Below are 20,099 nucleotides of genomic sequence, written 5' to 3'. Positions count from 1 at the left end.
CCACCACCATCCGACGCTTCATCGACACCTACAACAAGACCTGCAAACCCTTCTCCTGGACCAAGCCCGCCGACCAGATACTCAAGAAAGCCAAGCGCCCAACTACTTCAGAAACACGACACTAGGAGATCTGGCCGTGCTCGTCGGGCCGAATGGAGCGGGAAAGTCGAACATTTTGGACGCGCTCGTCTTCCTCAAAGACGCTCTCACGATGAATCTGCGAAGAGCGGTTTACAGGAGGGGGGCCGACCAGATCGCGCTGCGTGGCTCGGAGCAACTCGTGCATGGTGATACCCGGGTTGGGCGCGTTACAGCGGAGGACTCGAATGGAGGCGGGATATCGGAGAATCCTAATACTTCGCTTGTCACCGTCGCTGTGCACGTCGCAGGTCTTCCGGACGGTCGCTCGTGTGAGTACTCGATGTCATTCTCGGTCCGGCTGAATGATATGGATCCAGAGGTGACGGTGCGATCAGAGACGTGCAGTGTGTGCAGCGAGAACGATAAGGTGTGCTCCTCCTTTGACAGGTCCTCGGGAGTGACTGAGATTGGTGGAAATCGCGTCCCCGTTCCCGCAACCGAGGGATCCTCTCTCGTCCTGGGAGTGTTGACCGCGTACGAGGCATTCGCGCCAGTTCATAGGGCGCTGACCTCCACGGCGCTGATTAGTCCTCATCCCGATGCGGTGCACTACACTGAGGCGCCTGCCTCGGGAGGGGAGCTCCAGGCTGACGCCGGCAATCTTGCTGCCGTCCTGCTCTGGCTTGAGAAGCACATGCCCGAAGCGAAAGAACGGATCGACGAGTACCTGAGTCTGATCGTCCCGGGCATTCGTCGGGCCGTCCCGAGAGATCTCGGAGGGGTGTTTACCCTGGAGTTCGACAGAGAGGCGAGGGAGCCTGGTGAGATGTTCTTGCTCCGCGCGGTGACCATGAGCGACGGCACGCTCCGTGCGCTGGGCATCCTCACTGCCCTGTTCGCGCCCAGCGGTGACGGCACCTTCGGCCCGGTGATCATCGAGGAGCCCGAGACCGCCCTGCACCCGGCCGCTGCGGGAGTGCTATTCGACGCCATCCGCGAGGCTTCCACTATGAGGCAGGTCCTCGTCACCACGCACAGCGGTGATCTGCTCGATGCCGGGGATCTGGGGTTCTCCGAGATCTTCGCGGTGCGGTCGGAGGCGGGCAGCACGAAGGTCGGGCCCCTTGATGCAGGCGGAAGACTCGCTCTGGAGGAGTCCCTCTTCAGTGCCGGCGAGCTCCTGCGATCCGACCAACTCCAGCCCGCACCGGACACTCAGCCATGACCAGGATCGTTGCCTCCGTCGTTGAGGGGCATGGTGAGGTGAAGGCGCTTCCCGCGTTGCTGCGCAGAATCGCCTACGGGGCAGGTATCTACGAGATTGACGTGCGCCCGCCCCATCGGCTGGGGTGTGACCAGATGCGCTCCACCAAGGTGCGGGACGCGGTGAGGATCCAGCGCGCAAGCCTTGTTGAGCGGGGAGGGGCTGGCGTGGTCGTTGTCCTCTACGACTCCGACGACGATGATCCGACCGAGTGCGTGGAGGCGACCCGGGCGGCACTGGAGGGCCAGGAGGCCGTCGTCGCTGTGGCCGTCCGCGAGTACGAGGCGTGGTTCCTCGCCGGAATCGAGTCGCTCCGCAGGCACAAGGAGGTCCTGGATGACGCCTCGTATTCCAAGGACCCTGAGGCCAAGCGAGGTGCCAAAGAGGCTCTCCAGGAGCAGATGACTGGAAAGTACATTGAGACGCGACACCAGGACGCGTTCTCCTCGATTCTCGACCTCGATGCCACCGCGCGGCGGTCCCCATCCTTCGCGCGCTTCCGTGAGCAGCTCCTCGCGGCGCTGGAAGCGGCCTGACGCCTCCGGTCCGTGCCCCGCGGCCCGCCGGTAGCTACAGCCACCCGTTGCGCTCGGCGGTGCGGGCGGCCTCGGTGCGGTTACGGGCGTGGGTCTTGGCGATCGCGCTCGACAGGTAGTTGCGCACCGTCCCCTCACCCAGGTGCAGGCCCGCCGCGATCCCGTGGGCGTCGTCGCCCCGGGCCGCCAGACGCAGCACCTCCTTCTCCCGCTCGGTCAGCGGGTTAGGACCCAGCAGCACCGACTCCTGGGCGAGCGTCGGGTCGATGACCCGCAGGCCTGCGTGGATCCGGCGGATAGCGTCCGCCAGCTGCTCCGGGGGAGTGTCCTTGACCAGGAAGCCGCTGGACCCGGCCTCCAGCGCCCGCGACAGGTAGCCGGGGCGCCCGAAGGTCGTCACGATGAGACTGCGGCACGTCAGTCCTGAGGCGCTCAGCGCCGCTGCGGCGGCCAGGCCGTCGCCGTCGGGCATGTCAATGTCCAGCAGCGCCACGTCCGCGCCGCTGTCGCGAGCCGCTGCCACGACCGCGTTGCCGGTGCCCACCTGGGCCACGACCTCCAGGTCGCTCTCCAGGCCGAGCAGCGTGGCCAGGGCGCCACGCACCAGCGCCTGGTCGTCGGCGATGAGCAGGCGGATCACGTCACCGCCAGACTCCACGAGGCCCCCGGTCCTCTCAGTGCCCCCACCGCTCACAGCAGGACCTCCATCCTTGTCCCAGGACCACCCTGCTCCCCTGGGCCGCCGTCCGGCGGCGCAGGGCTGACCATCCGCAGCTCGCCGCCGGCCGCCTCCACGCGCTGGCGCAGGCCCCGCAGACCGTTGCCCGGTGCGGAACCGGTCAGCCCGCGCCCGTTGTCGGCGACGACCAGCAGCCCCGGGGACAGCGCCACCCGGACCCGCGTGGCCTCCGCGTGCCGCAGAATGTTCGTCGTGGCCTCACGCAGTGCCCAGGACACCAGCTCGCGCAGGCCCAGAGGAACCTCCTCGGCGTCCCCGATGATCTCAGTATCGATCTGGGCCGCGGTGAAGGCCGTGCGCGAGGACTCGATCTGGCTGGCCAGATCCGGGGTGCGTAGCCGCGTGACGGTCGCCCGCACGTCCGCCAGGGCGGCCCGGGAGAGCTCGATGACCTCCGCGAGCTCCTTCTCGGCAGCATCAGGGTCCCGGTGCAGCAGACGCTGGACGACCTCTGCCTTGAGCGTGAGCACCGTCAGCGAGTGGCCGAGAAGATCGTGCACGTCCCGGCTGATCTCCTCGCGCTCCGCCGCGGTCGCCTCGGCCCGGTTCTGGCGGGCGCGCACCAGCTCCTGCTCGGCGGAGAACCGGGAGAGGACGACGAACCCTGACGACGTGACGCAACCGATCGTCATGTACAGGAACTCGACAGCACCGGCACCCCCGACCAGTACGACCAGCAGGCTCGACATGCAGATCAGGGCGCAGCACGTCAGACCGGTGCGCAGCGTCGTGGTGAACAGGAGGATCGCGCAGAAGTAGGGCAGGAAGACGGGGAAGTACCAGCCGATCGCGATCGTCGCCGCCGCCGCGCACGTGCCCAGCAGGACGAGCGGCCTGATCGCCGGGGCCAGCTCCTCGCGCAGGGTGGACTGGGGGGACAGACGGGTGAAGTCCTCGCGCTTGGAGATGACGCTCACCTCAATGACGTAGAGGACTGCGAAGGCCGCCATCCCCGCGGTTCCCAGAACCTTCCTCCACATGGGGGCCTCCGAGATCAGCAGGGCGGCGGCGCTCACGACCAGGAAGACGATCCAGACGCAGGCCTGCCAGTCGACGCCGGGCCACCCGGGCGTGCCGGGCCAGGTCCGCCTCCAGTCCCTCCAACTCGGGGACCGGGGCGCGGCCGGCCCGGCTGCCTGCCATCGCGCACTCATCGCCGGCTCGTCCCCCGACGGCGGGAGACCAGGCAGATCGCGGCGAGGACAAGCGTCCATGCGGCAAGGTTAGCGACCTGGAGCCAGGGGCTCTCGTGGACGATTCCTGTGCCGGTGTTGATGACGTCCTTCATGATGGGGCGCTGCGCCAGGGTCGCTGCCCCGTACAGCGGGGTGAAGTGGGCGATGGTGAACAGCGTTCCGGAGATCGGCATGAAGATGTTGGACAGGAAGGCCCACACCGTCACCGAGGCCGCCGCCGTGCCGACCGCCCCCTGGGAGGGGAACCACATGCCGATGGCCAGCCCGTACAGGGCGAAGGGGATGGTCGGCAGCAGGCAGCCCAGGTAGGAGCCCGCCCAGATCAGCGGGGTGTCGCACCGGGCGCCCGTGAGGACCCCGGCGATGAAGAGCAGGGTGGTGGGCACCAGTGACAGGAGGACCGCCGAGGCGGACTTGACCAGGTAGTACGAGCGTATCCCGCCGGGAGTCAGCCCCATCTGGCGGCCCCAGCCGCCGGCCAGCTCGATGGCACTGCTCCCGGCGACGGTCGTGGAGGACACGGCGGCGCTGAAGGCGGCCATGTTGACCATGACGACGGCGGCGACGTTCCCCCGTCCGGCATCGAGGTCGCTGTAGGAGGTTATCGCACCGAAGAGGAGGTACATGCCCAGGGGCATGACGATGATGAAGATGATCGTGTCCGCCCTCAGCACTGTTGTGCGCAGCTCGGTGAGCAGGTACGGCAGGAGGCTGGGGCGCTCCCGGTTGGCTGTGGGACGGGCAGGGGCGGCGGTGGCGGTCATGGCGTTCTCCAGGTCGTGGTTCTCAGCATCGTGGCTGCTGCGGTTGCTGTGGCTGGCGTGGTTGTCGCCGGGGCGGTGCGGGGGCGTTCTGCTTAGGCGGCGCCCGCCGGCCGGTCGGCGGAGTCCTCGACGTCTTCGACGTCCTCGACGAGCTCGGTGAACACATCGTCCAGGCTCAGCGCCGTAATCCCCAGGTGATGGGCGGGGGTGCGGGTCAGCAGGAGGCGGGCGACGTCGTCGGGTGCGGTGGTACGGATCTCGAGGTGCTCCCCGTGGACCGCCACGCCCGCCAGCGTCCCGCGCAGCGGCACCAACTCCGCCTCCAGCTCTGCGACACCGGCCAGGCCCGGCCATGTGGCCGACACGATCGTGCCCTCACCGAGTGCACGCACCTCGTCCACGGAGCCCGACGCCACGATCCGCCCCTTGGAGATGATGACGATCCGATCCGCGAAATCCGAGGCCTCCTGCAGGTAGTGGGTGGCGAAGAGGACGGCCTTGTCCTCGGCGGTGCGCTCGCGGATCGCGGCCCAGAAGGCCCGGCGCGCGGTGACGTCCATGCCGGCCGTGGGCTCATCGAGCACCATGAGATCCGGATTGCCCAGCAGCGCCAGGGCCAGGCGCAGGCGCTGGCGCTCGCCGCCGGAGCACTTGGCAACCCGGCGGCGCAGGATCGGCTTAATCCCGGCCAGCTCGGTGACGGCGGCGACGTCGTGGCGGGCTCCGCGCATGGCGGCCACGACGTTGACGGTTTGACTCACCGTGTAGTCGGGCAGAAGACCGCCCTCTTGAAGGATGGCGCCAGTGAGCATCTCCCTGGCGGCTTGGGCCGGTGTGCGGCCGAAGACGCGGGTGGTGCCGGCGTCGGCCGCCGTGAAGCCGAGTATGACGTCCAGGGTGGTGGATTTTCCGGCCCCATTGGGGCCGAGGAAGGCGACGATCTCGCCGGGATGGACGGTCAGGTCAATATCGTCGACGGCGCGGACGTGCCCGAAGGTCTTGACCAAGCCGGTGATCTTCACGGCGAGGTCCGGGTCCGGCGTGGCGGCGGGGGCAGTGGTGGCGCGGCGAGGCGCGGTGGCGGCAATGTTCATAACTCCAGGGTCATCCGGCTGGCCCGCCGCCGGTACTGAGCGCTGTCACCGCCTGGGGATGACAGGTGTCATCTGATCCCGTCCCCTGTGGCCGGCAGCGGTGCGGGGAGCTCACGGCGCGCCGGGAGGGGGCCGCGACGGGGCAGTTGCGTCGCGGTTGGGCAGCGGGACGGGAGGAGTGGGGATGGTTTTGGCGAGCAGGAGGTCGAGGCCGGCACCCTGACGGGTGTCGACCTCGACCAGTGGCGGCGATGGCCCGGGCGCCCGCCGGGATTACTGGCGCGGCTCGTAACGGCGCAGCTGCAACCAGGTCCCCAGCGGGCCGATGACCACCAGCAGGGCGGTGCCCAGGGCGATCCACGCCGCCGCCCAGGGCGTGCCCCAGTGGGCGACGACCTGCCCCACGCACAGGGATCCGACGCTCAGGCCCACCAGGATCGCCGTGGTGCCCACCCACCAGGGGCGCCGCAGGAAGAGCAGGGTGACGCAGGCGCCCACCAGGTAGCACAGCAGGACTGCCGGTGCGGCCTGCACGGCCAGTTGCGGGATCGCGGTGAGGCGGATCCCCGTGACCTGGTCCTTGAGCAGGACGTCGGGGATCGTCAGCAGGCCGCACACGGCCGTGGACGCCGCGCCGAGGAGCAGCCCGGTCTGGGTCAGGTGCGCCATGACCGCGCTGCGCGTCAGCCCGGCGCGCAACCACGCCGGTGTGCGGGTGGCCATGACGACCCCGTGGGTGAAGCCGAGGTAGGCCGCGCAGCCGAAGGCGAACAGGCAGTAGCCGCCGAAGACGAAGGCGGTGTCCGCCGGGCGCCCGGGCAGCCCCGACGGCTCGGGGAGCAGCCCGGAGGCCTGCATGATGAGCACAACGGTCACGACCACGACCCCTGCTGCCTGGATCGCGCCCTGGATGGGCGTCAGCTCGCGCAGCGCCAGGAGGGTGAGCCTCCATGTGCGCGAGGCCGTGGTGCGGCGGGCCCCGGCCCGCTCCTGGGCGGGGCGGGACGGACGGGGCTGGGAGGCGTAGATGGCGGCGGTCATGACGGGTCTCCTTCGGTGATGTCGGTGATGTCGATGAGGGCCTCGCTCAGGGAGGCGAGCCCCTGTCCGGGACGGGAGTGGGCGGCGCGCAGCTCGTCGGCGGTGCCGGTGGCGGCCAGGCGGCCGTGGTGGAGGACGACGACGTCCTCCAGGAGGTCCTCGATCTCATCGACTTGGTGGGAGGCGATGACCACGGTGGGGCGCTCACGCAGGTACATGGCCAGCAGCTCGTCCCAGAAGCGGCGCCGTACCACGACGTCCATGCCCAGGTGGACCTCATCCAGGAGCAGCACGGGGCAGTGGCAGGCCAGGGCCAGGACGGCGTCCAGGGCGCTGCGTTGGCCCAGGGACATGCGCGAGGGCCTGGTGCGCAGGGGGACCTCGAAGCGGTCCATGAGCCGGGCGGCCTCCTGGGCGTCCCAGCCAGGGCGGGTGGCGGCCCACAGCTCCAGGGAGCGGCGCACGGGGGAGTCCTCGATCAGGGAGCGGGGCCCGCCCAGGTGGGCGGTGGCGGTCATGGTGGCGTTGTCGTCGAAGGCGGAGCGCCCCGCAACGGCCAGTGCCCCGTGGGTGGGGCGGCGCAGCCCGGAGATCAGGGACAGCAGGGTGGTCTTGCCCGAGCCGTTGCGGCCCAGCAGGCCGGTGATGGTGCCGGGGCGCAGGGTGAGCGTGAGCTCGGTGAGGGCCGGCTCGCGACCCCGCGCGTAGCGGTAGCCGAGGTCGGTCATGTCAATGGCCGGCCCGCCGGGGGCGGCGTCGGTGGCGGGGGCCGCGGGGGAGTGGGGCGAGATGGTCATTGGGTCTCCTCTGAGGTACGGGTTTCCAGATGGCTGGCGACGCTCTCGCGCAGCTCGGTGGGACTCAGGCCGAGTGCGAGGCCGGTGTCGAGCGCGGGGTGCAGGACGTCATCGGCGTAGGCGGCGCGCCGTGAGCGGCGCAGGCCCTCCAGTGCGCCCGCGGCGACGAACATGCCGATGCCGCGTCGCTTGACCACCAGGCCCTCGTCAACGAGAAGTGAGACGGCCTTGTTCGCAGTGGCCGGGTTAATGCGGTAGCGGGTGGCGTACTCGGTGGTGGAGATCAGGCGCGCCCCCTCGGCCAGGTCGCCGCTGAGGATCTGGGTGCGGATCTCCTCGGCGATCTGGAGGTAGATGGGGGACGCGTCGTCGAAGTGGGGCACGGACAAGCACCTCCTTGAGTGCTTCATTGGTTAGTTACATGAGTAGTTAACCATAGAAGTAGGAGCGTGGCAAGGTCGGTTCTGTGGGCGATCTCGCACCGTTGATCCACTGTGGGGCGTCATTGCCGCTGGCAGCCCATGGCGGCCCTCTGGCAGAATGCCCTGCTGTACTCGGCTGAGTGCGGCCCCTCTCCCGGACCAGTCGCGTCTCGGCGACCGCCGGAAACCGTTGCTTGACCCCACCGGGGGCCGGTGTGAGCCAAACCATCCAGAACCAGGAGTTCAACCAAGTGGCAGTCAAGATTCGCCTCAAGCGCATGGGCAAGAAGTTCGCCCCGTTCTACCGGGTCGTCGTCCTCGACGCCCGCAAGCGGCGCGATGGCCGTGTCATCGAGGAGATCGGTCTGTACGACCCCATGCAGGAGCCCTCGCTCATCCGCATTAACTCCGAGCGCGCCCAGTACTGGCTCGGCGTGGGCGCCCAGCCCACCGACGCCGTCTTCAAGCTGCTCAAGATCACCGGCGACTACCAGAAGTTCAAGGGCCTGCCGGGCGCCGAGGGACGCCTGAAGGTCAAGGACGCCGACGCCGCGACCGTTGCCAAGGCCGCCGCCGTCAAGGCGGCCGCCGACGACGCCGAGAAGCGCAAGGCGGCCGCCGCCAAGGTCAAGGCCGAGAAGGACGCCGCGCAGGCCGCTGAGGAGCCGGCCGAGGCTCCCGCCGAGGAGGCCTGACCGTGCTGGCCGACGCGCTCGAGCACCTCGTGCGCGGCATTGTCGACAACCCCGACGATGTCACTGTGACCTCCCGCTCCTTGCGCCGCGGCGACCTGTTGGAGGTGCGAGTCAATCCCGAGGACCTCGGTCGTGTCATTGGCCGCTCGGGTCGCACCGCCCGCGCATTGCGCACAGTCGTCGGCGCCCTGGCCGCCTCACCGGTGCGCGTCGACGTCGTCGACACCGACCGCCGCTGAGCGGGCCGCAACACGCATCGCGCTGAGCCGATCGGAGCCCGCCGCCCCACCCGGGGCGGCGGGCTCCGTTACTGCCCCCACCGCCCCCGTCCCCGCGCGGGCTTCGGCGGCGAGTCGGCGCACTTCCCGGTGATCTCCGCCATAACCCGCCTCGACAGCCCATTCCCCCTATCCGTCACAATCCGCGTATTCCCACTGGTTTTCGCTGGCGCTTCCGGATCGAGTCGCCGAACCCATTTCGCGGGCGCTGCCATGAGTCTCGTCGGAAAGTTGCCGCGGCCGCCGCTATTCCGTTATCTTCTATTCGCACCACAGGACACCCGTCCTGGACGTCGGCACCGCCGGCGCCCCGCTGATTGATGGAGACTCACATGGCCCGCAGCACGGCACATGCGACCGGCCGCGCCACCGCAGGCGCCGGCCTCCTCAACGCATGCACCCGCGCCATGTGCTGTCGCCCCTGTCGGCGAATGCTCAAGACGGCCGCCTGACGCGCTGGCGTGATCCCAGGGCTCGCACCGCCCACAACGCCGCCCGGCCCGTCCCGCGCACAGTCGTCAGCATGACGCGCTGAGCCGCCGCGCCCGGAGCCCGGCTCCCGTGCCTCCCGCCCGCACCGCCCGGGCGCAGTCGAGACAGTGGCGGCGGGCGGACCCCGCGCACCGCCGGCCGTATTCGCAGGGCGCCGGAAAAGAGATCGGCACCCATTCCCGGGGCGGCGGCCACGCATTTCATCGGAGTAATCCGACCACCCCTGGGATAAGTGCGCCCGAAAACAGCTCCCGCGTCATTCCCCCTCCAGTTCCTCATTCATTCCCCCTCCATTTCCTCCTCCACGCATTCCTCGACGGAGCCCGCCATGAACCACCCGACCACCCCGCTCACCAGCCGTCGCCTTTTCCTCGCCCTCACCGCCGCGACCGGCGCCGGCCTTCTCGCCTCCTGCGCCGCCACCCCCGGCAGCGCCACGGCCTCCGGCACGCCCATTGAGGGCGGCACCCTCACCGTCGCCCTCCCCTCCATCCCCGACATCCTCGACGCCTCCATCATCCCGGCCTGGAACTACCCCGGCCGCGCCGTCGTCGACAACCTCGTCGACCTCGACGCCGACGGCCAGATCGTCCCCTACCTCGCCACCAGCTGGGAGGTCAACGACGACAACACGCAGTTCACCTTCCACCTGCGCGACGACGTCACCTTCTCCAATGGGGAGCCGCTGACCGCCAACGACGTCAAGGCCACCTTCGACGGCGCCATCTCCTTCCGGCAGCGCGAGGGCCAGGGCGTCGCCGCCGGCTACCTCACCGGCTACGAGTCCACCACCGTCGTCGACGACCGCACCGCCGTCGTCACCTTCACCACCCCCAGGGCCGGCTTCCTCGAGGCCGCCTTCGAGAAGGCGCTGGGCATCATCTGGTCCGGCTCCCAGGCGGACTCCCTGGCGGACCGCTCCACCAAGGGCATCATCGGCTCCGGCCCCTTCACCATCACCGACTACATCGCCAACCAGTCGGTGACCATCACCCGGCGCGAGGACTACAACTGGTCCTCCTCCGTCACCGGCCACACCGGCCCGGCCCACCTGGAATCGGTGACCTTCGTCGAGGTGCCCGAGACCGGCGTCATTATCGACGAGCTCATCGCCGAGGAGGTCGATGCCGTCATCGAGCCGGACAGGGACCAGCGGGACCGCGTCACCGCCGCCGGCCTGGCCATCGACGATGCCATCGTCGCCGGCATCCCCTACAGCCTCATCCCCAATGTGCGCAAGACCGCCCTCGGGGACGTCAAGGTCCGCCGGGCCCTCCAGAAGGCCCTTAAACGACAGGAGATCCACGACACCGTCTACGGCGACGGCGCCGCCATCGCCTCGGCCCCCATCTCCTCGACCACCCCCTACTACGAGGACCTCTCCTCCTCGCTCGGCTACGACCTCGACGGCGCCACCGCCCTCCTCGAGGAGTCCGGGTGGACCGTCGGCGGCGACGGCATCCGCGTCAACGCCGCCGGCGACCGCCTCACCCTCACCTACCCCTTCACCTCCGAGACGGACAAGACGCTCCTGCAGCTCCTGCAATCCCAGCTCGCCGAGGCCAGCATTGAGCTGAGCACCGCGCAGCTGTCCGACGCCCAGTACACCGCCGCCTTCGCCGACGACGAGTGGGACCTGACCCGCATCGACTTCTCCCGCGCCGACCCCGACGCCCTCCTGTCCGGCTTCCACCCCGACTATCTCTACATGAACTGGTTCGACCACGACCACGTCGCCGAGCTCGTCTCCCTCCTCGACGCCGAGACCGGCGCCGCCAACGACACCGAGCGCGCCACCGCCGTCCACGAGCTGCTCACCTACATGATCAACGAGGCCTACACCTTCCCCCTCAACGAGCGCTCCCACTCCGTCGCCCACCTGACCACCGTCACGGTCGCCCACGAGCCGAACGGGTGGCCCCAGTTCTACGACGCCGCCCGCACGGCGTAAGGCAGGAGAACCGACCATGAGCCGCTACATCCTCAAGCGCCTGGGCCACGCCCTCCTCGTCATCTGGGGCGCCTTCACCCTCACCTTCCTCCTCCTGTACGCCCTGCCCTCCGACCCCGTGTCCATCCTCCTGGCCGCCTCCGGAGCGATGGGCGGGGGAGCGGCCACCGCAGCCGACCGCGCCGCCATCGCCGCCCGCTACGGCCTCGACCAGCCCCTGTGGAAGCAGTACCTCGACTCCCTGACCGGCATCCTCCACGGCGACCTCGGCACCTCCGTGTCCTCCGGGCTGCCGGTGAGCACCGAACTCGCCCAGGCGATCCCCAGCACTCTCGAGCTCGCCCTGGCCGGCCTCGCCATCGGGATCGTCCTGGGCACCCTCATCGCCGTGGCCGCCAACCTCACCCGCTCGCGCCGGCTGCACCGCCTGCTCCTGACCATTCCGCCCCTGCTCGCCTCCGTGCCCTCCTTCTGGCTCGCCCTCGTTCTCATGCAGGTCGTCTGCTTCCAGCTCGGCTGGCTGCCCTCGCGCGGCAACGGCGGACTGTCCCACCTCGTCCTGCCCGCCCTCACCCTCGGCCTGGGCTCCTCAACCGGCTTCGCCCAGGTCCTCGCCCGCGGCATCGCCCAGTCGCTGCGAGAGCCCTACGTCACCGAGCTGCGCGCCAAGGGCCTGAGCCGCTGGTCCATCCAGGTCGGCCACGTCCTGCGCAACGCCTTCCTGCCATGCCTGACCATGCTCGGCACCGCCGTCGGCGGCCTGTTCGCCGGCGCCGTCATCACCGAGACCGTTTACTCGCGCGCCGGCGTCGGCCGGCTCCTCCAGCAGGCCGTGAGCGAGCAGGACATGCCAGTCGTCCTCGTCCTGGTCCTCCTGGCCGCCACCACCTACGCCCTCGTCAACCTCGCCGTCGACCTGCTCTACCCGCGGCTCGACCCCCGGCTGCGTCCCGCCGTCGTCGCCGTCGCCTGAGGAAGGAACCCACCATGACCACCCAGCTCACCCTGACCGCCCCGACCCGGCCCCTGGCCCGCGTCCTCAGCATTCTCGTGCGCAGCCGCGAGATCACCGCCCCCAACCGCGTCGAGAGGCGGCGCCGCCTGCGTGCCGCCGTCGGCCTGGCCGCGCCCACCGCCGTCCTCGCCACCGTCCTCATCGCCGCCCTCGCCCCGACGCTGCTCACCAGCGCCGACCCGCTCGCCGTCGACGCCGGGGGCCGCTTCCTCGCCCCCAGCGCCGAGCACTGGTTCGGCACCGACTACCTCGGCCGCGACATCTTCTCGCGCGTCGTCCACGGCACCGGCCTCACCCTGCGCGCAACCGCCCTCGCCCTGGCCATCAGCCTCCTCGCCTCCAGCGCCCTCGGCCTGCTCGCCGGGTTCCTCGGCGGTTGGGTCGACACCGTCATCTCCCGGGCCGTCGACGTCGTCCTGTCCATCCCCGCGCTCCTGCTCTCCCTCGTCCTGGTCACCGCGCTGGGCACCGGCACCCTCAAGGTCGCCGTCGCCGTGGGCCTGGCCTCCGTCGCCGCCCTGACCCGCCTCACCCGGGGCGAGGTCCTCAAGGCCTCCACCTCCCGCTACGTCGAGGCCGCCCGACTCTCCGGCGTGCGCTGGTACACGATCCTGTGGCGCCACGTCCTGCCCCACGCCACCGGGCCGGTCATCGCCCTCCTCGCCCTGCAGATCGGCGAGGCCATCCTCACCATCGCGGGCCTGTCCTTCCTCGGCTTCGGCGCCCAGCTGCCCACCCCCGAGTGGGGCTCGATCGTCTCCGAGGGCCGCAACTACCTCGCCAACGCCCCCTGGATGACCACCCTGCCCGGTGCCGTCATTATCGCCACCGTCGTATCCGCCAACCGGCTCTCCCACGCGATCTCCGAGCACGGCAAGGAGGCCCTGCGATGACCACCGCCCTCCCCGTCGTCCACCCCGCGGGCGAGCAGGCCCCGGGGCGGGCGCCCGCCCTGGCCATTGACGGCCTCACCGTCGCCTACCGGCGCGCCATCGCCCCGGCCGTCGACTCGCTCAGCCTGACGCTGCGCGCCGGCGAGGTCCTCGCCCTCGTCGGCGAGTCCGGCTCCGGCAAATCGACCACGGCCGCCGCCATTATCGGCGTCCTGCCGCCCTCGGCCACCGCCACCGGCGCCATTGCCGTCGACGGCGAGGAGATCCTCGGCCTGGGGGAGGCGGCCCTGCGCCGCTACCTCGGCAGCCGCATCGGCTATGTACCCCAGGACCCCATGACCTCACTCGACCCCGTGCGCACCATCGGCTCCCAGATCGACGAATCACTGCGCCTGCACCTGGGCCTGGATCGCGCCGAGGCCCGGAAGCGCTCCATCGAACTGCTCGACGAGGTCGGCATCCACGAGCCCGAGCGCCGCCACGGCCAGTACCCGCACGAGCTCAGCGGCGGCATGCGCCAGCGCGTCCTCATCGCCATCGCCCTGGCCGCCAACCCCGATGTCCTCATTGCCGACGAGCCCACCTCGGGCCTCGACGTCACCGTCCAGCGCACCGTCCTGGACCGACTCGACCGCCTCACCCGAGAGCACGCCACCGCCGTCCTCCTCATCACCCACGACCTCGGGGTCGCCCACGACCGCGCCGACCGCATCGCCGTCATGCACCACGGGCGGATCGTCGAGACCGGCACCGCCGACGAGGTCCTGCGCCACCCGCGCCACGAGTACACCCGCCGCCTCATCGCGGCCGCCCCGAGCCTGGGCGCCAGGCCGCTCGTCGAGGCCGCCCGCCGCCGCGCCCACAACGACGACGGCGCCCGCCCCCTGCTCCAGACCCGGGGCCTGGCGAAGGCCTTCGGCCCCCTCACCGCCGTCGACGACGTCAACCTCACCGTGCGGCGCGGGCGCACCCTCGGCATCGTCGGCGAGTCCGGCTCCGGCAAGACCACGCTCGCCCGCATGGTCGTCGACGCCGAGACGCCCACGAGCGGCGACATCCTCCTCGACGGCCAGGGCCTGGAGGGCCTGGGCCGCCGCCGGCGGCGCGAACGCCGCCGCCGCGTCCAGTACGTCTACCAGAGCCCCTTCGAGTCCCTCGACCCGCGCCTGAGCATTGAGCGGATCATCACCGAGCCACTCGACGCCTTCCGCGTCGGCACCCGGGCCGAGCGCCGCCGTCGCGCCCACGAGCTCCTTGAGCTCGTCGCCCTCGACCCCGCCCTCGCGCGCCGCTCGCCCGTCGAGCTCTCCGGCGGCCAGCGCCAGCGCGTCGCCATCGCCCGTGCCCTCGCCCTGTCACCCGAGCTCCTCGTCCTCGACGAGCCCGTCTCCGCCCTCGACGTCTCGGTCCAGGCCCAGGTGCTCGACCTCCTCGTCGACCTGCAGGAGCGGCTCGGCCTCACCTACGTCCTCATCTCCCACGACCTGGCCGTCATCCGGCTCGTCGCCGACGACGTCCTCGTCCTCAAGGACGGCGCCGTCGTCGAGTACGGGCCCACCGACGCCGTCCTCGCCCGCCCCGACCACCCGTACACGCGTGCGCTCCTGGACGCCATCCCCGGGCGCGCCGCCCGCGAAGGATCAGCAGCATGACCACCGCGCCCACCACATCCGCCCCCGCGGCCCCCACGGCCGCCGACGAGGTCGTCTCCATCACCCGTGACCTCATCCGCATTGACACCTCCAACCGGGGCCCCGGCGCCGTCACCAGTGAGCGCGAGGCCGCCGAGTACGTCGTCGGCTCCCTCCAGGAGGTCGGCCTCGAACCCGACCTCATTGAGGCCGCCCCCGGCCGTTCCAGCGTTATTGTGCGCATCCCCGGCACCGACCCCGACGCCGGCGCCCTCGTCGTCCACGGCCACCTCGACGTCGTGCCCGCCGCCGCCGAGGACTGGAGCGTCGACCCCTTCGAGGCCGTCGTCGAGGACGGCGTCATCTGGGGCCGCGGCGCCGTCGACATGAAGGGCATGGACGCCGTCATCCTCTCCGTCGTCCGCCGGCGCCAGCGCGAGAGGCGCGCCCCCGCCCGCGACATTGTGCTCGCCTTCTTCGCCGACGAGGAGGCGGGAGGAACCCGGGGCGCCCGCTGGATCGTCGACCACCAGGCCGAGCGCTTCGCCGGCGCCACCCACGCCATTAGCGAGGTCGGCGGCTTCTCCGTCACCGTCGCCGGCCGGCGCGCCTACCTCGTCCAAACCGCCGAGAAGGGCCAGGCCTGGCTCAACCTCGTCGCCCGAGGCACCGCCGGCCACGGCAGCGCCATTAACACCGACAACGCCGTCGCCCACCTGACCGGGGCGCTGACCCGCATCGCGGCCGAGCCATGGCCCCTGCGCCTGACCCCCACCGTCACGCGCCTACTCGCCGGCATCGCCGACCTCACCGGCCTGCCCTTCGACGGCGAGGACCCGGCTCAGGTCGACGCCCTCCTCGACGCCCTCGGCCCCGCCCGCCGCTTCGCCGGCTCCTCCATCCGCACCCTCGCCAACCCGACCCGCCTGTCCGCCGGGTACAAGACGAACGTCGTGCCCGGCCTGGCCACCGGGGGCCTCGACCTGCGGCCCCTGCCCGGCGACCAGGAGGCGGCCCTGGCCCGGGTCGCCGAGCTCGCCGGCGACGCCGTGGACATCGAGGTCGAGGGCCAGGCCCCCGGCATTGAGGCGCCCGCCACCGGCGCCTTCTACGACACCCTCGCCGCCGCGATCCTCGCCCACGACCCCGGCGCCGTCATCCTGCCCTACATGCTCTCCGCCGGCACCGACAACAAGTCGCTGGCCGACCTCGGCATTGCCGGCTACGGATTCGCCCCCCTGCGCCTGCCCGCCGACCTCGACTTCACCGCCCTCTTCCACGGCGTCGACGAGCGCGTCCCGGTCGACTCCCTGCGCTTCGCCACCAGCGTCCTCGACGACCTCCTCGACCAGAGCGCCCCGCCCCGCCCCTGACCGCCGGCCCCAACCAGTCCTGCCAAGCCCCTACCGGCCGTACCTGCCACACCAGCAAGGAGCACCACCATGACCGCCACCACCGCATCCACCGCCACCACAGTCGTCCTCGGCGCCACCGGCCAGCTCGGCCGCGCCGTCATCGCCGCCCTCCTCGCCCGCGGTGCCCGGCCCGCCTCCATTACCGCCGCCGGGCGCAATACCGAGGCCCTCAACAACCTCGCCGCCCAGGGCGTGGCCACAGCCCGCGTCGACTACGACGACGAGGCCGGCCTCCAGGCCGCCCTCCACCCCGGGGCCACCGTCCTGCTCATCTCCGGCAGCGACATCGCCCACCGCCGCGCCCAGCACCAGCGCGTCATCGACGCTGCCGTGCGCGCCGGCGTCGACCGCCTCGTCTACACCTCCGTCCTGCGGGCGGGGGAGTCCGAGCTCTTCGTCGCCCCCGACCACCGCGCCGCCGAGGAGGCCCTGGCCGCCTCCGGCCTGGACACCACCATCCTGCGCAACGGCTGGTACACCGAGAACTACGCCCCCGCCGTCGTCGAGGCCGCCACCACCGGTGTCCTGACCGACTCCACCGGGTCCGGCCGCATCGCCTCGGCCACCCGCGCCGACTACGCCGAGGCCGCCGCCGTCGTCCTGGCCACCGACTCCCATGCCGGCCGCGTCTACGAGCTCGGCGGCGCCTCCTGGGACTACGACGACCTCGCCGCCGTCGCCACCCGCCTCACCGGCCGCCGAGTGCGCCGGGAGGTCCTCACCCACGACGAGCACGTCGCCCGCCTGACGGCCGCCGGCCTGGCCGAGATCATCCCCTTCACCGCAGGCCTCGACGACGCCGTCTCGCGCGGAGCCCTCGACACCGCCTCCACCGACCTGGCCGACCTCCTCGGACGCCGCCCGGCCGGCCTGGAGGAGGGCCTGCGCGGCGCCGTCGCCACCGCACTCGCCGCCGCCGGGCAGGGGGCCTGAGATGACTGTCGCAGCCCCGACGGCCCCGGCCGCGGCGCCCGCCCCGACCGCTGTGGCCGCCACGCCCGTCGGGGATGTAGTCGGGCGCCCCATCGGCGTCGCCGTGCGCGAGGCCCGCCGTGAGGAGTACCCGGCCATTGAGGACGCCATCGTCGCCGCCTACCGCGCCAGCATGGAGGTCTCCGAGGAGTACGAGGCCGACATGCGCCGCCTCGCCGAGCACGCCGCCTCCTACCGCGTGTGGGTGGCCGTCGACGACAGAGACGACGTCCTGGGCACCGTCCTCACCCCCCCCCGCGCCGACGCCCCCGACACAGGCCACCAGCCGGAGGGAGAGCGCGCCTTCCGCCTCCTGACCGTCGCCCCCTCCGCCCGCGGCAGGGGAGTGGGCCGCCTCCTCATTGACCACGCCGTCGCCCAGATCGCGGCCACGGGGGCGCACCGCGTCGGCATCTGGACCGGCGCCCAGATGCCCGCCGCCGTCCGCCTCTACGAGTCCTACGGCTTCACCCGCCGCCGAGAGCGCGAGACCTTCACCGTCGACGGCGGCAAGGTCCCCCTGTCCTACACCTACGACGTGCCCGACGCCCTCCTCGCCGCGTCCCGCTAATCACCCGCCACCGCCCACCCCGCCCCATACTGACCCGCACTGAGAGGAACCCGCCATGAGCTGGTCCAGGACCGAACGATTCCACGCCCTTCTCGCCGGTGAGAGGGCCGACCGCCCCGCCATCAGCGCCTACGCCCACCAGGTCGGCGCCGAGAGGAACGCCGACGACCTCGTGGCCGCCACCCTCGCCTACGCCCGGGCCGGCGACTGGGACTGGGTCAAGCTCAACCCCCGCACCGTCCACTACGCCGAGGCCTGGGGCAACACCTACGACTACGACCACTACGGCCCCGTCATCCCCATCCCCGCCCAGACCCACGCCGTCCTGGCCTCCCCTGCCGACCTGGGCTCCATCACCGACCTCGAGGTCGACGACGTGCCCGCCTTCACCGAGCAGCTCGAGGTGATCCGCCGCGTCAAGGCCGGCACGGACGCCGCCGTCGTCGCCACCGTCTACTCGCCATACAACGTCCTGGTCAAGCTCGCCGGCCTCCCCCTCGCCCCCGGCCTCCTCCCGCCGGGCTCGGCCACCGAGTGGACACTGAAGTCCTTCCTGGACGAGGACCGCGACGGCGTCCACGCCGCCCTGGGCGCCATCGCCCGCACCCTGGGCCGCTACACCGCCGCCCAGAAGGAGGCCGGGGCTGACGGCGTCATGATCGTCACCGCCGGCCAGGCGCGCGACCTGGGCCGCGACGGCAACGAGGAGCTCGGCCGGCCCTACGACTCGATCGTCCTCGACGGCGCCACCGGCATCCCGCGCCTGGTGCACACCTGCGGCCCCGACGCCCACCCCCACTGGTTCGAGGAGTACCCCCTCGAGGGCATTAACTGGGACACCTACGACCCGACCAACCCGGGCAACGACGCGGAGATCTCCAAGGTCTTCGTCGGCGGCGCCCAGGCGGCGCTCCTGGGCGGCCTGCGCGAGGACCTCGACGAGGCGGCCGCCGCCGACGAGATCCGCCGCCAGGTGCACTCGGCGCGCCGCCTGCACGGCGACCGCCTCGTCGTCGCCCCCTCCTGCTCCATCGTCGAGACCGCCCCGGCCCCCCTTCTGGCCGCCTACCGCCAGGCCGTCGAAGAGCCGCTGGGCTGACGCGCCCCGACGCCTCTTGAATACGTCTCCGGGGCGGTGATCCTCGTCGACGGGGGCCTCCTGGGCACGTAGCGTGAACGGGGAGCACTCCCCGAGCCCGGCCCGCCGACCACCGGTGGGCGGGCCCCAGGGCGCGGCAGAACAATGAGAACCGAAGAAGAAGGAGACACCATGCGACTAGGAGACTCAGACCTCGACGTGAGCCGGATCGGACTGGGGGGCAACGTCTTCGGCTGGACCGCCGACGAGGCCGCGTCCCACGCCGTCCTGGACGCCTATGTGGGCGCCGGCGGCACCCTCATCGACACCGCCGACGGCTACTCCGCCTGGGCGCCCGGCAACAAGGGCGGCGAGTCCGAGACCATTATCGGCACCTGGATCGCCCGGCGCGGCCGCCACGACGACGTCACCATTGCCACCAAAGTCGCCACCAAGCCCGACCGCAAGGGCCTCGCCCCCGCCACCATCCGCGCCGCCCTCGACGAGTCCCTGGCGCGCCTGGGCGTCGACGCCATCGACCTCTACTACGCCCACTTCGACGATCCCGACACCCCGCTCGCCGAGACCGTCGCCGCCTTCGAGGAGGCGCGGGCGGCCGGCAGGATCCGCTACGTCGGCCTGTCCAACTACACCCCCGAGCGCATCAATCAGTGGTGCCGCCTCGCCGACGAGCAGGGCGCCGCCCGCCCCGTCGCCCTCCAGCCCCACTACAACCTCCTCCACCGCGGCGACGTCGAGGGCCCCGCTAACCGGGGCGAGGTCGCCGCCGCCCACCACCTCGGCCTCGTGCCCTACTTCTCACTCGCAGCCGGCTTCCTCACCGGCAAGTACACCCGGGGCGCCGCACCCACCGGGGAGCGCGCCGGGATGGTCGCCGACTACCTGCGCGAGGAGTGCTTCGACGTCGTCGACGCCGTCGTCGAGGTCGCCGGCGCCCACGGCGTCGAGCCCGCCGCCGTGGCGCTCGCCTGGCTGCGCGAGCGCCCCGGCGTCGTCGCCCCGCTCGCCTCCGCCCGCAACACCCACCAGCTCGCCTCGATCACCCAGGCCCTCACCCTGGAGCTCAGCGCCGAGGAGACCGAGCGCCTCACCCGCCTCTCCGACGCGCTCTGAGCCGCGGACCCGCCTCCCCGCGCCCGCCGGGCCGGAGCAG

General features: G+C 71.4%; 20 protein-coding genes. 13 read left to right on the top strand and 7 right to left on the bottom strand.

Features of this window, described 5'->3' with window-relative positions:
• The first annotated feature begins 136 nt into the window (after nucleotides 1-136).
• Nucleotides 137-1,306 (top strand): AAA family ATPase, encoded by a 1,170-nt coding sequence (locus tag EUC46_RS03780; RefSeq protein ID WP_164918741.1) that lies wholly within the window; start codon nucleotides 137-139, stop codon nucleotides 1,304-1,306.
• Nucleotides 1,303-1,881 carry a DUF4276 family protein gene (locus EUC46_RS03775; RefSeq protein WP_128772851.1) on the top strand — a complete coding sequence of 193 codons (579 nt, stop codon included), beginning with the start codon at nucleotides 1,303-1,305 and terminating at the stop codon, nucleotides 1,879-1,881. The genes EUC46_RS03780 and EUC46_RS03775 overlap by 4 nt, the downstream gene beginning before the upstream one ends.
• 34 nt (nucleotides 1,882-1,915) lie before the next feature.
• Here EUC46_RS03775 and EUC46_RS03770 read toward each other — a convergent pair whose 3' ends face one another.
• The 7 genes from EUC46_RS03770 to EUC46_RS03740 all read right to left on the bottom strand — a co-directional run bounded on the left by EUC46_RS03770 (nucleotide 1,916) and on the right by EUC46_RS03740 (nucleotide 7,922).
• The gene (locus tag EUC46_RS03770; RefSeq protein WP_128772869.1) at nucleotides 1,916-2,521 is read right to left on the bottom strand and encodes a response regulator; all 606 of its coding nucleotides are present in this window, start codon (nucleotides 2,519-2,521) and stop codon (nucleotides 1,916-1,918) included.
• A 50-nt stretch (nucleotides 2,522-2,571) separates the two neighbouring features.
• On the bottom strand, nucleotides 2,572-3,774 hold the full coding sequence (locus EUC46_RS03765; protein ID WP_128772850.1) for a sensor histidine kinase: 1,203 nt from the start codon (nucleotides 3,772-3,774) through the stop codon (nucleotides 2,572-2,574).
• Nucleotides 3,771-4,580 (bottom strand): ABC transporter, encoded by an 810-nt coding sequence (locus EUC46_RS03760; RefSeq protein ID WP_128772849.1) that lies wholly within the window; start codon nucleotides 4,578-4,580, stop codon nucleotides 3,771-3,773. Before EUC46_RS03760 ends, EUC46_RS03765 begins: the two co-directional genes overlap by 4 nt.
• A 92-nt stretch (nucleotides 4,581-4,672) precedes the next feature.
• A complete protein-coding gene (locus EUC46_RS03755; RefSeq protein WP_128772848.1) occupies nucleotides 4,673-5,674 on the bottom strand; it encodes an ABC transporter ATP-binding protein in 1,002 nt (333 codons plus the stop codon).
• Nucleotides 5,675-5,947: 273 nt separating this feature from the next.
• Nucleotides 5,948-6,715, bottom strand: a complete 768-nt coding sequence (locus EUC46_RS03750) for a hypothetical protein (protein WP_128772847.1) — start codon at nucleotides 6,713-6,715, stop codon at nucleotides 5,948-5,950.
• A complete protein-coding gene (locus EUC46_RS03745) occupies nucleotides 6,712-7,512 on the bottom strand; it encodes an ATP-binding cassette domain-containing protein (protein ID WP_128772846.1) in 801 nt (266 codons plus the stop codon). The genes EUC46_RS03750 and EUC46_RS03745 overlap by 4 nt, the downstream gene beginning before the upstream one ends.
• Nucleotides 7,509-7,922, bottom strand: coding sequence for a GntR family transcriptional regulator (locus EUC46_RS03740; RefSeq protein ID WP_128772845.1), 414 nt, complete (start codon nucleotides 7,920-7,922; stop codon nucleotides 7,509-7,511). The genes EUC46_RS03745 and EUC46_RS03740 overlap by 4 nt, the downstream gene beginning before the upstream one ends.
• 263 nt (nucleotides 7,923-8,185) lie before the next feature.
• Between EUC46_RS03740 and rpsP the strand changes: the two genes are divergently transcribed.
• The 11 genes from rpsP (at nucleotide 8,186) to EUC46_RS03685 (ending at nucleotide 20,059) form a co-directional block, all read left to right on the top strand.
• Nucleotides 8,186-8,629 carry a 30S ribosomal protein S16 gene (rpsP, locus tag EUC46_RS03735; protein ID WP_128772844.1) on the top strand — a complete coding sequence of 148 codons (444 nt, stop codon included), beginning with the start codon at nucleotides 8,186-8,188 and terminating at the stop codon, nucleotides 8,627-8,629.
• Nucleotides 8,630-8,631: 2 nt separating this feature from the next.
• Nucleotides 8,632-8,868: an RNA-binding protein gene (locus EUC46_RS03730; protein ID WP_067942548.1), complete on the top strand. Its 237-nt coding sequence runs from the start codon at nucleotides 8,632-8,634 to the stop codon at nucleotides 8,866-8,868.
• An 859-nt stretch (nucleotides 8,869-9,727) separates the two neighbouring features.
• A complete protein-coding gene (locus tag EUC46_RS03725; protein ID WP_128772843.1) occupies nucleotides 9,728-11,350 on the top strand; it encodes an ABC transporter substrate-binding protein in 1,623 nt (540 codons plus the stop codon).
• Nucleotides 11,351-11,366: 16 nt separating this feature from the next.
• A complete protein-coding gene (locus EUC46_RS03720; protein WP_128772842.1) occupies nucleotides 11,367-12,323 on the top strand; it encodes an ABC transporter permease in 957 nt (318 codons plus the stop codon).
• Nucleotides 12,324-12,337: 14 nt separating this feature from the next.
• Entirely contained in the window at nucleotides 12,338-13,258 is a 921-nt protein-coding gene (locus EUC46_RS03715; RefSeq protein ID WP_128772841.1) for an ABC transporter permease, read from the top strand.
• Nucleotides 13,255-14,910 (top strand): dipeptide ABC transporter ATP-binding protein, encoded by a 1,656-nt coding sequence (locus tag EUC46_RS03710; protein WP_128772840.1) that lies wholly within the window; start codon nucleotides 13,255-13,257, stop codon nucleotides 14,908-14,910. Before EUC46_RS03715 ends, EUC46_RS03710 begins: the two co-directional genes overlap by 4 nt.
• On the top strand, nucleotides 14,907-16,262 hold the full coding sequence (locus EUC46_RS03705; RefSeq protein ID WP_128772839.1) for a M20/M25/M40 family metallo-hydrolase: 1,356 nt from the start codon (nucleotides 14,907-14,909) through the stop codon (nucleotides 16,260-16,262). Before EUC46_RS03710 ends, EUC46_RS03705 begins: the two co-directional genes overlap by 4 nt.
• Before the next feature lie 69 nt (nucleotides 16,263-16,331).
• Nucleotides 16,332-17,237: an NAD(P)H-binding protein gene (locus EUC46_RS03700; protein WP_128772838.1), complete on the top strand. Its 906-nt coding sequence runs from the start codon at nucleotides 16,332-16,334 to the stop codon at nucleotides 17,235-17,237.
• A gap of 1 nt (nucleotide 17,238) precedes the next feature.
• Nucleotides 17,239-17,847, top strand: a complete 609-nt coding sequence (locus tag EUC46_RS13235; protein ID WP_128772837.1) for a GNAT family N-acetyltransferase — start codon at nucleotides 17,239-17,241, stop codon at nucleotides 17,845-17,847.
• A gap of 55 nt (nucleotides 17,848-17,902) precedes the next feature.
• Entirely contained in the window at nucleotides 17,903-18,946 is a 1,044-nt protein-coding gene (locus tag EUC46_RS03690) for a uroporphyrinogen decarboxylase family protein (RefSeq protein WP_128772836.1), read from the top strand.
• Between the two features lie 171 nt (nucleotides 18,947-19,117).
• Nucleotides 19,118-20,059, top strand: coding sequence for an aldo/keto reductase (locus EUC46_RS03685; protein WP_128772835.1), 942 nt, complete (start codon nucleotides 19,118-19,120; stop codon nucleotides 20,057-20,059).
• Nucleotides 20,060-20,099: the final 40 nt, after the last annotated feature.

Origin of the sequence: Actinomyces oricola (genome assembly GCF_004104015.1) — a bacterium.
Taxonomy (GTDB): domain Bacteria; phylum Actinomycetota; class Actinomycetes; order Actinomycetales; family Actinomycetaceae; genus Actinomyces; species Actinomyces oricola.
Note: the sequence above shows the minus strand (reverse complement) of the source record. Positions and strands in the feature narration are given on the sequence as shown.

Bases quoted from the DNA above. Each gene is read 5' to 3' on its own strand.
- EUC46_RS03760 (WP_128772849.1), bottom strand. From the start codon at position 4,580: ATGACCGCCACCGCCGCCCCTGCCCGTCCCACAGCCAACCGGGAGCGC.
- EUC46_RS03705 (WP_128772839.1), top strand. From the start codon at position 14,907: ATGACCACCGCGCCCACCACATCCGCCCCCGCGGCCCCCACGGCCGCC.
- EUC46_RS03720 (WP_128772842.1), top strand. From the start codon at position 11,367: ATGAGCCGCTACATCCTCAAGCGCCTGGGCCACGCCCTCCTCGTCATC.
- EUC46_RS03740 (WP_128772845.1), bottom strand. From the start codon at position 7,922: ATGAAGCACTCAAGGAGGTGCTTGTCCGTGCCCCACTTCGACGACGCG.
- EUC46_RS03750 (WP_128772847.1), bottom strand. From the start codon at position 6,715: ATGACCGCCGCCATCTACGCCTCCCAGCCCCGTCCGTCCCGCCCCGCC.
- EUC46_RS03775 (WP_128772851.1), top strand. From the start codon at position 1,303: ATGACCAGGATCGTTGCCTCCGTCGTTGAGGGGCATGGTGAGGTGAAG.
- EUC46_RS03725 (WP_128772843.1), top strand. From the start codon at position 9,728: ATGAACCACCCGACCACCCCGCTCACCAGCCGTCGCCTTTTCCTCGCC.
- EUC46_RS03710 (WP_128772840.1), top strand. From the start codon at position 13,255: ATGACCACCGCCCTCCCCGTCGTCCACCCCGCGGGCGAGCAGGCCCCG.
- EUC46_RS03700 (WP_128772838.1), top strand. From the start codon at position 16,332: ATGACCGCCACCACCGCATCCACCGCCACCACAGTCGTCCTCGGCGCC.
- EUC46_RS03715 (WP_128772841.1), top strand. From the start codon at position 12,338: ATGACCACCCAGCTCACCCTGACCGCCCCGACCCGGCCCCTGGCCCGC.
- EUC46_RS03745 (WP_128772846.1), bottom strand. From the start codon at position 7,512: ATGACCATCTCGCCCCACTCCCCCGCGGCCCCCGCCACCGACGCCGCC.
- EUC46_RS13235 (WP_128772837.1), top strand. From the start codon at position 17,239: ATGACTGTCGCAGCCCCGACGGCCCCGGCCGCGGCGCCCGCCCCGACC.
- EUC46_RS03690 (WP_128772836.1), top strand. From the start codon at position 17,903: ATGAGCTGGTCCAGGACCGAACGATTCCACGCCCTTCTCGCCGGTGAG.
- EUC46_RS03685 (WP_128772835.1), top strand. From the start codon at position 19,118: ATGCGACTAGGAGACTCAGACCTCGACGTGAGCCGGATCGGACTGGGG.
- EUC46_RS03765 (WP_128772850.1), bottom strand. From the start codon at position 3,774: ATGAGTGCGCGATGGCAGGCAGCCGGGCCGGCCGCGCCCCGGTCCCCG.
- EUC46_RS03755 (WP_128772848.1), bottom strand. From the start codon at position 5,674: ATGAACATTGCCGCCACCGCGCCTCGCCGCGCCACCACTGCCCCCGCC.